General features: G+C 70.9%; 10 protein-coding genes. All 10 read left to right on the forward strand.

Going from position 1 to position 14390, the window contains the following annotated elements:
* Positions 1-82 precede the first annotated feature (82 nt).
* The 10 genes from ACQEVG_RS28195 (at position 83) to ACQEVG_RS28240 (ending at position 14280) form a co-directional block, all read left to right on the forward strand.
* Entirely contained in the window at positions 83-2185 is a 2103-nt protein-coding gene (locus ACQEVG_RS28195) for an ATP-binding protein (protein WP_432988827.1), read from the forward strand.
* A gap of 100 nt (positions 2186-2285) precedes the next feature.
* Positions 2286-3851, forward strand: a complete 1566-nt coding sequence (locus ACQEVG_RS28200; RefSeq protein WP_432988829.1) for a PucR family transcriptional regulator — start codon at positions 2286-2288, stop codon at positions 3849-3851.
* 221 nt (positions 3852-4072) lie between these two features.
* Positions 4073-4954 carry an EamA family transporter gene (locus ACQEVG_RS28205; RefSeq protein ID WP_432992969.1) on the forward strand — a complete coding sequence of 294 codons (882 nt, stop codon included), beginning with the start codon at positions 4073-4075 and terminating at the stop codon, positions 4952-4954.
* 135 nt (positions 4955-5089) lie between these two features.
* Entirely contained in the window at positions 5090-6535 is a 1446-nt protein-coding gene (locus ACQEVG_RS28210) for an aldehyde dehydrogenase family protein (RefSeq protein WP_432988831.1), read from the forward strand.
* Between the two features lie 205 nt (positions 6536-6740).
* Positions 6741-8687, forward strand: a complete 1947-nt coding sequence (locus ACQEVG_RS28215; protein ID WP_432988833.1) for an acyl-CoA dehydrogenase family protein — start codon at positions 6741-6743, stop codon at positions 8685-8687.
* A gap of 138 nt (positions 8688-8825) precedes the next feature.
* On the forward strand, positions 8826-10076 hold the full coding sequence (gene dxr / locus ACQEVG_RS28220; protein WP_432988835.1) for a 1-deoxy-D-xylulose-5-phosphate reductoisomerase: 1251 nt from the start codon (positions 8826-8828) through the stop codon (positions 10074-10076).
* Entirely contained in the window at positions 10073-11374 is a 1302-nt protein-coding gene (locus ACQEVG_RS28225) for a M50 family metallopeptidase (RefSeq protein WP_432988837.1), read from the forward strand. The genes dxr and ACQEVG_RS28225 overlap by 4 nt, the downstream gene beginning before the upstream one ends.
* Positions 11375-11537: 163 nt before the next feature.
* A complete protein-coding gene (gene ispG / locus ACQEVG_RS28230) occupies positions 11538-12716 on the forward strand; it encodes a flavodoxin-dependent (E)-4-hydroxy-3-methylbut-2-enyl-diphosphate synthase (protein WP_432988840.1) in 1179 nt (392 codons plus the stop codon).
* 122 nt (positions 12717-12838) lie between these two features.
* Positions 12839-13684, forward strand: coding sequence for a GNAT family N-acetyltransferase (locus tag ACQEVG_RS28235; RefSeq protein WP_432988842.1), 846 nt, complete (start codon positions 12839-12841; stop codon positions 13682-13684).
* A 29-nt stretch (positions 13685-13713) separates the two neighbouring features.
* Positions 13714-14280: a GNAT family N-acetyltransferase gene (locus tag ACQEVG_RS28240; RefSeq protein ID WP_432988844.1), complete on the forward strand. Its 567-nt coding sequence runs from the start codon at positions 13714-13716 to the stop codon at positions 14278-14280.
* Positions 14281-14390: the final 110 nt, after the last annotated feature.

The following is a 14390-nucleotide window of genomic DNA, read 5'->3' on the forward strand; positions in this document are numbered from 1 at the left end:
TGAATCAGTGAACTACCCCGACCAGGGCACTAGATTGACGGGTGCACAGAGCGGGCCTGGCTGGTCAGGGGGCAGCGGTTTCATGGATTCCGAAGGCACATTCGACGCACGCGGCACACGGTCCAACCCGGTGCCACGGCCCGCGCGGCCGCCCGTGGTGCCCGGGATCCCGGCCATTCCCGGCCACGCCCCCACCACCCGGCCCGCCGTCGTCGACTGGCTGCGTACCCCGCGCCCGGCCGCCGAGCCCGGCATCTGGCGGCTCGGCCACCGCGCGCGGGCCGCCGAGGAGCCCGAGCTCGTCCCCGCCCGCCGGCTCTTCACCGGCGCCCTCATCGCACTGCTCAGCGGCTGGCTGCTGTGGTCGCTCCTGTGGAACGGCTACCTCGGCCGCTATTGGCTGTGGCCCTTCCTCGTCCTCACCCCGGACTCCTGGAACGGCACCATGGCCCAGGTCGTCGCCTCGTACACCTACTACGCGATCGTCGGCGGCGGCCTGCTCGTGTTCTTCGCCCGGATCGGCCATGTGCCGGAGATCTGGCAGCGCTATGTGCGCCGCGCCGACAAGCACGTCCGCATCCCGACGCCGCCCCCGGACGCCGATCCCGCCGACTGGCCCGAGCTGCGCTCCGCCGGCCTGGTGGACGCGGCGCAGGCCCTGGCCGAAGCCACCCGTTCCGGCGCGCTCGGCGATGTCGACTACGCCAGGATCCGGCGCGCCTGGCAGGGCGTCCACGCCCGGCCGGAGCGGCTTGCCGCGTTCACCGACACGGTGCGCAAGCACGGCGCGGCCGCCTGCGCCCATCCCTCCGGCGTACGCGACCTGCCGGTCCGTACCGCCACCCACGATCTCGCCACCGCCCAGGTCAAGATCGGCACGGCCGTCGACGACCGGCGCAACCCCTACGCCCGCCGCACCACCGGCGTCGCCCTCGAGCCCGCCCTCCTCGGCACCTCGCTGCTCGCCGTCGGGCCCTCCGGGTCCGGCAAGAGCGTGCGCCTGGTGCGGCCCGTCGTCGAGTCGATGTGTCTGCTCGCGCTCGCCAACCGCGCGGCCGTCGTCGCCGTCACGGCGTACGGCACGGGGCTCGCCCCCGACGACGCCTTCGACCTCGTCATCGCCGTCGGCCGCCCCGAGTCCACCCATGACCTCGACCTCTACGGCGGCGCCGACGACCCCGACGAGGCCGCCCGGGTGCTCGCCGAGGCGCTTGTCGGGGATCTCGCCGCCACCCTGCCCGGTGGCGACAGCAGGCGCGCCGCCACCGCACTGGCCCAGCTGATCGGGCCGTACCAGTGCGTCCACGGGCGCTTCCCGGCCGTACCGGAGCTGCGTGAACTGCTCGGCGGCGCACCCGCCGCGATCGGCGCGCTGCGCACCGCCCTGGAGGCCGCGACCGACCCCGGTGCCGCCGCCCAGCTGCGTGAACTGGACGCCCGCGAGCGGCAGTCGGCCCGCGCCGACGACATCGGCGTCCTGCTCGCCGAGCGGATCGCCTTCCTGGACCGGCCCGCGTTCGCGGACTTCTTCCGTACGGACGGCACCGGCCGGCAGTTCTCGCTGCGCGCCATCGAGCACCCGCTGCGCGTCCGCATCGACCTGCCCGAGCGCGGCCACGCCGAGGCCTCGCGGATCATCGCGCGCCTGGTGCTCGCCCAGTTCACCGAGGCGGCGCTGAACCGCTCGGACCGCTCGTTGTTCGGCGCACTCGTCCTCGACGACGCTACGTACACCGTGACCGCCGACTCGGTGCGCGCCGTGCAGCGGCTGCGCTCCGCCAACGCCGGGGTGGTGTTCGCGCTGCGCACCCTGGAGGACGTGCCGGAGCCGCTGCGCGGCCCGCTGCTGGGTGCGGTCGGCTGCCGGATGGCGTTCGCCGGGCTCGCCCCCTGGGACGGCGGGCGGTTCGCCGAGACCTGGGGCACCGAGTGGGTGCAGACCCGGGACGTCACCAACCGGCAGATCATCTCCGACGAGCCGCTCACCAAGGCGCTGCACATGATGCGCCGCCTGGTGACCGGCAAGGCGGCCACCGCCGAGGCGATCACGGTGCGCGAGGTCGAGCGGGCCCGCTGGTCGGCCTCCGACCTGGCGCACGCCGTGCCCGCGGGGCATGCGGTGCTCTCCCTGACGACCGTGCGGGGCGAGCACGCGCCGCCCCTTCTGGTGGATCTCAGAACCTGAGCAGAGCCCCGTACTGCTACGTCCTGGCAGAATCGATGTACGCCGTTCATACGGGACGGCGAAATCACCCTCACCTCTGCTCGAAGGGCCCACGGTCCCCATGCCGCCCACGCTCGCCTCGCTCGTCCAGCACTCGGCGCTCAAACTCACCGTGCGCGCCGGGGAGGACCGGCTGGAGACGCCGGTGCGCTGGGCGCATGTCAGTGAGCTCGCCGACCCCGTGCCGTACATGGAGGGCGGCGAGCTGCTCCTTGTCACGGCCATGACCCTGGACGCCGAGGACCGCGAGGCGATGCGCCGCTATGTGCGCAGGCTGGTGGGCGCGGGCGTCGTCGGGCTCGGCTTCGCGGTCGGCGTCTACTACGACGACATCCCGGACGCGCTCGTCGAGGCGGCCAAGGAGGAGGACCTGCCGCTGCTCGCCGTGCCGCGCCGCACCCCCTTCCTCGCCATCAGCAAGGCCGTCTCGGCGGCGAACGCGGCCGACCAGTACCGCGCGGTGACGGCCGGTTTCGAGGCACAGCGGGAGCTGACGCGGGCCGCACTCGCCGAGGGGCCGGCCGCGGTCGTCAGCAGGCTCGCCGCGCATGTCGACGGCTGGGCCGCGCTGTACGACGCGTCCGGTGCCGTTGTCGCCGCAGCACCCGAATGGGCCGCGCGCCGGGCAGCCCGGCTCACCGCCGACATCGAGCGGCTGCGGGAGCGGTCCGCGCCTGCGAGCGTGGTCGTCGGCGACACGGACGACGACCGGGTCGAACTGCAGTCGCTGGGCACCGGACGCCGAGTGCGCGGGGCGCTGGCCGTGGGCACCGGAGCGCCGCTGGGCACCGCCGAGCGGTATGCCGTGCACTCCGCCGTCGCCCTGCTCACCCTCTCCACGGAGCGCTCACGCTCACTCCAGGAGGCCGAGCAGCGGCTCGGTGCCGCGGTCCTGCGGATGCTGCTGTCCGGCCAGCCCGACCACGCGCGTGCGGTCGCCGGAGATCTGTACGGCGGGCTGCTCGACGCTCCCTTCCGGCTGCTGATCGCCGAGCCGGCGGCCGAGCCGGACCCCGCCGCCGGGCACCCGCTGCAGGCCTTCGCCGAATCGCTGGAGTCGGCCGCCGCCCGGGCCGGGGAGCCGATGCTCGCCGTGCCGGACATCGACGACCGCCTTGTGGTGCTGGCCGCGGACGGCGGCGCGGTGGTGGCGGCCTGTACGGCGGAGTACGCGGAGAAGGAGGCCGAGGACGCCGAAGCGGTCGTGGGGCTCTCGGCGCCGACCGGACCGATTGCGACAGCGGGCGCGTACAAACAGGCCGAACAGGCACTCTCGGTCGCCCGGCGGCGCGGGCGCGCCCTCGTCGAGCACGAAGAACTGGCCGCGGGATCGGTCCTCCCGCTGCTCGCGGACGACGCGGTGCGCGCCTTCGCGGACGGCATGCTGCGGGCGCTGTACGAACACGACGCGACCGGCCGCGGCGATCTGGTCGCCTCGCTGCGCGCCTGGCTCTCGCGCCACGGCCAGTGGGACGCGGCGGCCGCCGATCTGGGCGTGCACCGCCATACGCTGCGCTACCGGATGCGCCGGGTCGAGGAGATCCTGGGCCGCTCGCTGGACGACCCGGATGTGCGGATGGAGCTGTGGCTGGCGCTGAAGGCGACAGCAGGCGGCACGGCGGAATGAGGCACCCGCGGAAGATTTTTGCGCTCCAGTGCCCGAAGTCGGGCAAAATCGTTGGAGTTTGAGGGCTTGAATGCCTAGGGTCCTGCCTCGTGGTCACCAACTCTGGCACTCCCGAGGCCAGCACCCCCGAGGCAGACACCCCCGCAAGCGGCAGCGCCGCGACCCCGGTATACGACACCCCGCCAACCGGTACCGCCGGACCGGCCGCGCCCGGCCGCCGGATATCCGGCGCGGTCTGGGGTGCGCTCGCCATCGTCTACGTCGTCTGGGGCTCCACCTACCTCGGCATCCGCATCGTCGTCGAGACCATGCCGCCGTTCCTCTCCGCAGGGGCCCGCTTCATCCTCGCGGGCCTGATCCTCGCCGGGCTGGTGGCCTGGCGGCAGGGGCCGTCGGCGCTCAAGGTCACCCGCACCCAGCTCGCCTCGGCCGCCCTGGTCGGCCTGCTCCTCCTCCTCGGCGGCAACGGACTGGTCGTCCTCGCCGAGACCTCCATCCCCTCCGGACTCGCGGCCCTGCTGATCGCCGTCGTGCCCACCTGGGTGGTGCTCCTGCGCCGGAGCTTCGGCGAACGGCCCGGCGTGGGCGCGTACTGCGGCGTTCTGCTCGGTCTCGCGGGCCTCGCCGTGCTGACCCTGCCCGGTCTCAGCGGCGACGTACGCCTGTGGGGCGTCCTCACCGTGATCGGCGCGACTCTCATGTGGTCGGTCGGCTCCTTCTCCTCGTCGCGCATCCCGATGCCCGCGAATCCCTTCGCGGCGAGCGCGTACGAGATGGTCGCCGGCGGCATCGGCTGTCTGCTGGTGGGCCTCGGCCGGGGCGAGCAGTACGGCTTCGACCTCGGCGAGGTCTCGGCCCGCTCCTGGACCGCGCTCGGCTATCTCGTCGTCTTCGGCTCGCTCATCGCGTTCACGGCGTACGCCTGGCTGCTGCACTCCGCGCCGCTGTCCCTGGTCGCCACCTACGCGTATGTGAACCCGGTCGTCGCGGTCCTGCTCGGCGCGCTGATCCTGGACGAGCAGCTGAGCTGGCCGATAGCCGTCGGAGGCGCGGTGGTGGTGACGGGGGTCTGCCTGATCGTGTCGACGGAACGCCGTCGCTAGGCACTCGGCCTGGGAGTGCACGCCAAAGCGTAGGAGAGCGTCCGCCGACCACTCCACACCGGATAAACGCGCGGACGCCGTCCCGGTCCTACCGTGGGGCAGAGACATCCCCATCTACTTCGGAAGGGCCGGGACATGACTTCCACCCACGCCTTCTGGCTCGCCGGCCGCCAGGCCACCGGCGAGACCGCCTTCGACGTCACCTCCCCCTGGGACGGACGTCTTGTCGGTCAGGTCTCCGTCCCGACCGATGCCCAGGTCGAGGAGGCCGTCGCCGCCGCGCACGCGGTGCGCGACGAGTTCGCGGCCACCCCGGCGCACGTACGCGCCGCCGCCCTCGACCATGTGTCGAAGCGGCTCGCCGAGCGCACCGAGGAGATCGCGCAGCTGATCTCCGCCGAGAACGGCAAGCCCGTCAAGTGGGCCCGTGGCGAGGTCGGCCGTGCCGTCTCCGTCTTCCGCTTCGCGGCCGAGGAGGCCCGCCGCTTCAACGGCGGCGAGGCCCAGCGCCTGGACACCGACGCCGGCGGCCAGGGCCGTCTCGCGCTCACCCGCCGCTTCCCCAAGGGCACCGTCCTCGGTATCGCGCCGTTCAACTTCCCGCTGAACCTCTGTGCCCACAAGATCGCCCCGGCGATCGCCGTCGGCGCGCCGATCATCCTCAAGCCCGCCCCGGCGACCCCGCTGTCCGGGTTGATCCTCGGTGAGCTGCTTGCCGAGACCGACCTGCCGGCCGGCTCCTGGTCCGTGCTCCCGGTTCCGAACGACAAGATGCCCGCCCTCGTCCAGGACGAGCGCCTGCCGGTCATCTCCTTCACCGGCTCCGACAAGGTCGGCTACGCGATCATGGACTCGGTGCCGCGCAAGCACTGCACCCTGGAGCTGGGCGGCAACGGCGCGGCCGTCGTCCTCGCCGACTTCGCCTCCGAGGAGGACCTGGACTGGGCGGCGACCCGCATCGCCACCTTCTCCAACTACCAGGGCGGTCAGTCCTGCATCTCCGTGCAGCGCGTGATCGCCGACGCCACGGTGTACGACCGGCTGCTGCCGAAGGTCGTCGCGGCCGTCGAGGCCCAGGTCACCGGCGACCCGTCCGACTCCGCCACCGACGTCGGCCCGCTGGTCAGCGAGGACGCCGCCAAGCGCGTGGAGTCCTGGGTCGACGAGGCGGTGCAGGCGGGCGCGAAGCTGCTCGCCGGCGGCAAGCGCGAGGGCGCGTCCTATGCGCCGACCGTTCTCGCGGACGTCCCCGCGGGCACGACGATCGCCTGTGAGGAGGTCTTCGGGCCCGTCCTCACGGTCACCAGGGTCGACGGCGAGGCCGAGGCCTTCGCCGCGGTCAACGACTCCAAGTACGGCCTGCAGGCGGGCGTGTTCACGCACGACGTGCAGACCGCCTTCCGCGCCCACCGCGCCCTCGAGGTCGGCGGCGTGATAATCGGCGACGTTCCGTCGTACCGCGCGGACCAGATGCCGTACGGCGGAGCCAAGCAGTCCGGCGTGGGCCGCGAGGGTGTGCGCTTCGCGATGGACGACTACACGTACGAGCGGGTGCTGGTCCTGACGGGTCTCGCTCTCTGAAGTACGTGAATGACCGACGGCCGGAGCCCACTGTGCGGGGGCTCCGGCCGTTGCCGTAGCTCCGGGGCAGTTCCCTCGACTGCGGTACGCAGACTGGTGGAGAGGGCGGGAATCGGGTACTACGGACGAGTAGCACCGGTCGGTAAGGCGACGTGCGCCACCGGCCGACGCCCCGGAAATCCCGACTCGCGGCGAGGTGAGCCTCATGTCCGCACCACTCGACACGACACAGACCCCGAAGGTCAGTGAGCGCGAAGCACGACAGGTAGCCGAGGCCGCGCGAGAACAGGACTGGCGCAAGCCCAGCTTCGCCAAGGAGCTGTTCCTGGGCCGCTTCCGGCTGGACCTGATTCATCCGCATCCCATGCCCGCGGACGAGGACACGCGGCGGGGCGAGGCGTTTCTCGCGAAGCTGCGCGACTTCTGCGAGACGAAGATCGACGGCGCGCTGATCGAGCGTGAGGCGCGGATCCCCGACGAGGTGATCAACGGTCTCAGGGAGATCGGCGCGCTCGGCATGAAGATCGACACGAAGTACGGGGGCCTCGGCCTCACCCAGGTGTACTACAACAAGGCGCTGGCTCTGGTCGGCTCGGCGAGCCCGGCGATCGGCGCCCTGCTCTCGGCGCATCAGTCGATCGGCGTACCGCAGCCGCTGAAGATCTTCGGCACCCAGGAGCAGAAGGACGCGTTCCTGCCGCGACTGGCCCGGACGGACATCTCGGCCTTCCTGCTCACCGAGCCGGACGTGGGCTCCGACCCGGCCCGCCTCGCCACGACGGCCGTGCCGGACGGCGACTCGTACGTCCTCGACGGCGTCAAGCTCTGGACGACCAACGGTGTCGTCGCCGACCTGCTCGTCGTGATGGCCCGGGTGCCGAAGTCGGAGGGCCGCAAGGGCGGGATCACGGCGTTCGTCGTCGAGGCGGCCAGCGAGGGCATCACCGTCGAGAACCGCAACGCCTTCATGGGCCTGCGCGGCCTGGAGAACGGTGTCACCCGCTTCCACCAGGTGCGTGTCCCCGCCGCGAACCGCATCGGCCCCGAGGGCGCCGGCCTCAAGATCGCGCTGACCACCCTCAACACCGGCCGTCTCTCGCTGCCCGCGATGTGCGTCGGCGCCGGCAAGTGGTGCCTGAAGATCGCCCGCGAGTGGTCGGCCGTCCGGGAGCAGTGGGGCAAGCCGGTCGCGAAGCACGAGGCCGTCGGCGCCAAGATCTCCTTCATCGCCGCGACCACCTTCGCCCTCGAAGCGGTCGTCGACCTCTCCTCGCAGATGGCCGACGAGGACCGCAACGACATCCGCATCGAAGCGGCGCTCGCCAAACTGTACGGCTCCGAGATGGCCTGGCTGATGGCCGACGAGCTGGTCCAGATCCGTGGCGGCCGCGGCTTCGAGACGGCCGACTCGCTGGCGGCGCGCGGCGAACGGGCGGTGCCCGCCGAGCAGATGCTGCGCGATCTGCGCATCAACCGCATCTTCGAGGGCTCGACCGAGATCATGCACTTGCTGATCGCCCGCGAGGCCGTCGATGCGCACCTCAAGGTGGCGGGGGATCTGATCGACCCGGACAAGTCGCTGGGCGACAAGGCGAAGGCCGGCGCCCAGGCCACCGCCTTCTACGCCCGCTGGCTGCCCAAGCTGGTCGCGGGCCCCGGTCAACTCCCGCGTACCTTCGGCGAGTTCCACCCGGCAGGTCATGCGGACCTCTCCGGCCATCTGCGCTACGTGGAACGCTCGGCCCGCAAACTGGCGCGCTCCACCTTCTATGCGATGTCCCGCTGGCAGGGCCGGATGGAGACCAAACAGGGCTTCCTGGGCCGGATCGTCGACATCGGCGCGGAACTCTTCGCCATGAGCGCTACCTGCGTCCGCGCGGAACTCCTCCGCAGCACCGAGGGCCACGGCCGCGAGGCGTACCAACTGGCCGATGTGTTCTGCCGCCAGTCCCGCATCCGCGTCGAAGAGCTCTTCAACCGACTGTGGTCCAACACCGACGACCTCGACAGCAAGGTGGTGGACGGCGTCCTGTCCGGCACGTACACCTGGCTCGAACAGGGCATCATCGATCCGAGCGGCGAGGGCCCCTGGATCGCGGACGCAACACCGGGCGCATCCGACCGCGCCAACGTCCACCGCCCGATCCGCTAGAACCAGCTCGACCGCACCGGCCTCCCTGCCCCCACTCGACCCATGAACGCCCCGTGGGAGAAGCAGCGCGCGGGGCGGAAGACCGGCGCGTAGGGACGCACTGTCCGGCCGGACAGGCGGAGCGGCCACAATGGGGGGATGAGCGACAGCCCATCCCCCCTCGCCGACCCGCACATCGTCTTCGACGCGACCGAAGGCCGCCGGGACGTCGTCGTCCTCGGCTCCACCGGGTCCATCGGCACGCAGGCCATCGACCTGGTCCTGCGCAACCCCGAGCGCTTCCGCGTCACCGCACTCTCCGCCGCCGGCGGACGGGTCGGACTCCTCGCCGAGCAGGCGCGGCAGTTGCGCGTCGAGACGGTCGCCGTGGCCCGGGAGGACGTCGTGCCCGCGCTGCGCGAGGCGCTGGCCGAGGAATACGGCGCCGAGCCCCTGCCCGAGATCCTGGCAGGGCCCGACGCCGCCACCGAGCTCGCCGCCTCCCCCTGCCACACCGTGCTCAACGGCATCACAGGCTCCATCGGCCTCGCCCCCACCCTTGCCGCGCTCGAAGCCGGCCGCACCCTCGCCCTCGCCAACAAGGAGTCGCTCATCGTCGGCGGGCCGCTGGTCAAGGCCCTCGCCAAGCCCGGCCAGATCATCCCCGTCGACTCCGAGCACGCGGCCCTCTTCCAGGCGCTGGCGGCCGGGACGAGGGCCGACGTACGCAAGCTCGTCGTCACCGCCTCCGGCGGCCCCTTCCGCGGGCGTACGAAGGCCGAGCTCGCGGACGTCACACCCGAGGCCGCCCTGGCGCACCCCACCTGGGCGATGGGCCCGGTGATCACCGTCAACAGCGCCACCCTGGTCAACAAGGGTCTCGAGGTCATCGAGGCGCATCTCCTCTACGACATCCCCTTCGAGCGCATCGAGGTCGTCGTCCACCCTCAGTCGTACGTCCACTCCATGGTGGAGTTCACCGACGGCTCGACCCTCGCGCAGGCCACCCCGCCCGATATGCGCGGCCCGATCGCCCTGGGCATCGGCTGGCCCCAGCGGGTGCCGGACGCCGCGCCCGCCTTCGACTGGACCAAGGCATCGACGTGGGAGTTCTTCCCGCTCGACACCGAGGCCTTCCCCTCGGTGGGACTCGCCAGGCACGTGGGCGAGCTGGGCGGTACGGCTCCGGCGGTGTTCAATGCCGCGAACGAGGAGTGCGTGGACGCATTTCTCGCGGGACGGCTGCCGTTCAACGGAATCATGGATACGGTCACCGAAGTCGTCGCCGAGCACGGTGCGCCCGCCAAGGGAACCTCGCTCACGGTGGCGGACGTCCTGGAAGCGGAGACCTGGGCCCGTGCGCGGGCTCGGGAACTGGCAGTGAAGGCAACAGCGGAGGCTCGCGCATGACGATTCTGTTGACGGTCCTCGGCATTCTGCTGTTTGCGGTAGGGCTGCTGATCTCGATCGCCTGGCACGAGCTCGGTCATCTGTCCACGGCCAAGCTCTTCGGCATCCGCGTGCCCCAGTACATGGTCGGCTTCGGCCCGACCATCTGGTCCCGCAACAAGGGCGAGACGGAGTACGGCATCAAGGCCATCCCCATGGGGGGCTACATCCGCATGATCGGGATGTTCCCGCCGGGGGAGGACGGGCGGATCGAGGCACGTTCGACATCGCCGTGGCGCGGAATGATAGAGGACGCCCGCACGGCCGCGTTCGAGGAGCTCAAGCCGGGCGACGAGAACCGTCTCTTCTACACGCGCAAGCCCTGGAAGCGCGTGATCGTGATGTTCGCCGGGCCGTTCATGAATCTGGTCCTCGCCGTCGCGATCTTCCTCGGTGTGGCGATGACCTTCGGCTTCTCGACCCAGACCACCGAGGTCGCGGGCGTTCAGAAGTGCGTCATCTCGCAGAGCGAGAACCGTGACACCTGTGCCAAGGGCGACCCCGTCTCGCCCGCCCAGGCAGCGGGTCTGCAGAAGGGCGACAAGATCGTCGCCTTCAACGGGCAGCCCGTCGCCGACTGGACCACGCTGTCGAATCACATCCGCGAGACGATCGGCCCGGCCACCATCACGGTCGAGCGCGACGGCACGCAACAGGTCCTGCACGCCACCCTCGCCAAGAACATGGTCGCCGAGAAGAACGCCGACGGCGAGGTCGTCCCCGACAAGTACGTCCCGGCCGGCTATCTCGGCTTCGCCGCGAAGACCGAGATCCTGCCGCTCTCCTTCACCGACTCCGTCGACCGCATGGGCGACATGATCCAGAACGGTGTCGAGTCGATCGTCGCGCTGCCGTCCAAGATCCCCGACCTGTGGAACGCGGCCTTCAGCGACGGCGAGCGCAAGAACGACTCCCCGGTGGGCGTCGTCGGCGCCGCCCGGATCAGCGGCGAGGTGATGAACCTCGACGCTCCCGCGCAGAACCTCTTCGCCATGTTCATGATGCTGCTCGCGGGCTTCAACCTCTCGCTGTTCCTGTTCAACATGCTGCCGCTGCTGCCGCTGGACGGCGGGCACATCGCGGGCGCGCTGTGGGAGTCCCTGCGCCGCACCGTTGCCAAGGTGTTCCGGCGCCCCGACCCGGGCCCCTTCGATGTCGCCAAGCTGATGCCGGTCGCGTATGTCGTGGCGGGGATCTTCATCTGCTTCACACTGCTCGTGCTGGTCGCCGACATCGTCAATCCGGTCAAAATCAGCTGAGAGCCTCCCTTTTGTGGCGGTCGGATACGCTTTGTATCCGGCCGCTCACCTTTGGGGGTACTTTCGCGGGCGATGTGCTGGCCCGAACCTCTGTGCCGTAATCTCGGAGGCTGGAGCCCGCCGATCTCGGGACCACGATCCACACCTTGGGGTTGCACAGCAGATGACTGCAATTTCGCTCGGAATGCCGTCCGTTCCGACCCAGCTCGCCGACCGGAGGGTCAGCCGCAAGATCCAGGTCGGTTCGGTGGCCGTCGGGGGGGACGCGCCGGTGTCGGTGCAGTCGATGACGACCACGCGTACCTCGGACATCGGGGCGACGCTGCAGCAGATCGCCGAGCTGACCGCTTCGGGCTGCCAGATCGTACGGGTGGCCTGTCCGACGCAGGACGACGCGGACGCGCTGGCCACGATCGCGAGGAAGTCGCAGATCCCGGTGATCGCGGACATCCACTTCCAGCCGAAGTATGTGTTCGCGGCGATCGACGCGGGCTGCGCGGCGGTGCGTGTGAACCCGGGCAACATCAAGCAGTTCGACGACAAGGTCAAGGAGATCGCCCGCGCCGCGGGTGAGACGGGCACCCCGATCCGGATCGGCGTCAACGCCGGTTCGCTGGACGCCCGGCTGCTGCAGAAGTACGGCAGGGCGACGCCCGAGGCGCTGGTCGAGTCCGCGCTGTGGGAGGCCTCGCTCTTCGAGGAGCACGGCTTCCGCGACATCAAGATCTCGGTCAAGCACAACGACCCCGTCGTGATGGTCAACGCCTACCGCCGGCTCGCCGCCCAGTGCGACTACCCCCTCCACCTCGGCGTCACCGAGGCGGGACCCGCCTTCCAGGGCACGATCAAGTCGGCCGTTGCCTTCGGCGCGCTGCTCAGCGAGGGCATCGGCGACACGATCCGGGTCTCGCTGTCCGCCCCGCCGGCGGAGGAGGTCAAGGTCGGCATCCAGATCCTGGAGTCGCTGAACCTGCGCCAGCGCCGGCTGGAGATCGTCTCCTGCCCCTCCTGCGGCCGCGCCCAGGTCGATGTGTACAAGCTCGCCGACCAGGTCAGCGCCGGTCTCGAAGGCATGGAGGTGCCGCTGCGCGTCGCCGTCATGGGCTGTGTCGTCAACGGCCCCGGCGAGGCCCGCGAGGCCGACCTCGGCGTGGCGTCGGGCAACGGCAAGGGCCAGATCTTCGTCAAGGGCGAGGTCATCAAGACCGTGCCCGAGTCGAAGATCGTCGAGACCCTCATCGAAGAGGCGCTGAAAATCGCCGAGCAGATGGAGAAGGACGGCGTCCCCTCCGGTGTGCCCGTGGTCGACGCGGTGGGCGAGCCCGAGGTCTCCGTCAGCTGACGAGTGCTGTGCCGGCCCCGCTCACGCCCCCGCGCGTTGCGGGGCCTTGCGCTGGGCTCGGCAGCGCGTGGACCTGCCAGGTACAGTGCGGAGATCAGCAGACCGTATGGTGAGGCCCCCTCGTGTTGACGCAGACCACCACCCGGGTCCTCGACCCCAGTGACCTCGGCGCAGCGCTCGCCATCCTCGAGAGCGAGCCCGTTGTGAACGCCTTTGTGGCCTCGCGGGTCCAGGTCGCCGGGCTCGACCCCTGGCGCCTCGGCGGTGAGATGTGGGGCTGGTACGCGGAAGGGCGGCTCCGTTCGCTCTGCTACTCCGGCGCCAACCTCGTCCCCATCTGCCCCACCCCCGAGGCCGTGCGAGCCTTCGCCGACCGTGCGCGCAGAACCGGCCGCCGCTGCTCCTCCATCGTCGGCCCGGCCGAGCCCACCGCCGAGCTGTGGCGGCTGCTCGAACCGACCTGGGGCCCGGCCAGGGACGTCCGCGCACACCAGCCGCTGATGGTGACCGAGCAGCTTCCCGACGACATCGAGGCCGATCCGCACGTCCGTCGCATCCGCAAGGAGGAGATGGACGTGATCATGCCGGCCTGCGTCGCGATGTTCACCGAGGAGGTAGGCATCTCGCCGATGTCCGGCGACGGCGGACTGCTCTACCAGGCCAGAGTCGCCGAACTCGTCGGCACCGGACGGTCGTTCGCCCGCATCGACGACGGCCAGGTCGTCTTCAAGGCCGAGATCGGCGCGGCCACCACGCAGGCCTGCCAGATCCAAGGCGTCTGGGTGGCACCGGAGTTCCGCGGCCGAGGGCTCTCCGAGACCGGCATGGCCGCCGTGCTGCGCTACGCCCTGGCGGACGTCGCGCCGGTCGTCAGCCTCTACGTCAACGACTACAACACCGCGGCCAGGGCGGCGTACCGGCGGGTGGGTTTCCGCGAGGTCGGCGCCTTCATGAGCGTGCTGTTCTGACAGCGAGTTGTGGGAAGTAGGGTTCGCGCATGGCAGCACTCTCAGGCGGCGGACCCCGGACCCCCAGCGTCGTGGTCGGACCGATCAATCTCGCCGCGCGGATCGACGAAGCCCTGTCGGTGCAGGCGCTCGCCTTCGGGCTCACCGACGACGAGATCGAGGTGCGCCGCCATATCGTCTACCGGCATCTGCTCACCCCAGGGGCCTGGGCACTGGGTGCGCTGACCGAGTCGGGACGCCTCGTCGGGTTCGTGTACGGCATGCCGAACGACCGCACGCACTGGTGGTCCACCGTCGTCGAACCGTATCTGCGCCACACCGGCACCGACGGCTGGCTCGACGACTCCTTCGTCATCACCGAACTCCATGTCCACCCCGGCTTCCAGGGGCAGGGCATCGGCCGCTCGCTGATCACCACGATCACCGACAGCGCGGAGCAGCCGCGGTCGATCCTCTCGGCGATCGACATCGAGAGCCCGGCGCGCGGCCTGTACCGCGCTCTCGGCTATCAGGACCTCGCACGACAGGTGATATTCCCGAGCGCGCCGAGTCCGTATGCGGTGATGGGGGCGCCGCTGCCGCTGGTGCGGCGGTGAGTGGGTTCTGCCGGGGGTCCGGGGGTTGTCCCCCGGGGTGTGCAGCCCCAGTGCGCCGAGTCCGTATGCGGTGATGGGGGCGCCGCTGCCGCTGGTGCGCGGGAACTGAT

This window comes from Streptomyces sp. CA-135486 (assembly GCF_050936555.1).
In the GTDB taxonomy this organism is placed as follows: domain Bacteria; phylum Actinomycetota; class Actinomycetes; order Streptomycetales; family Streptomycetaceae; genus Streptomyces.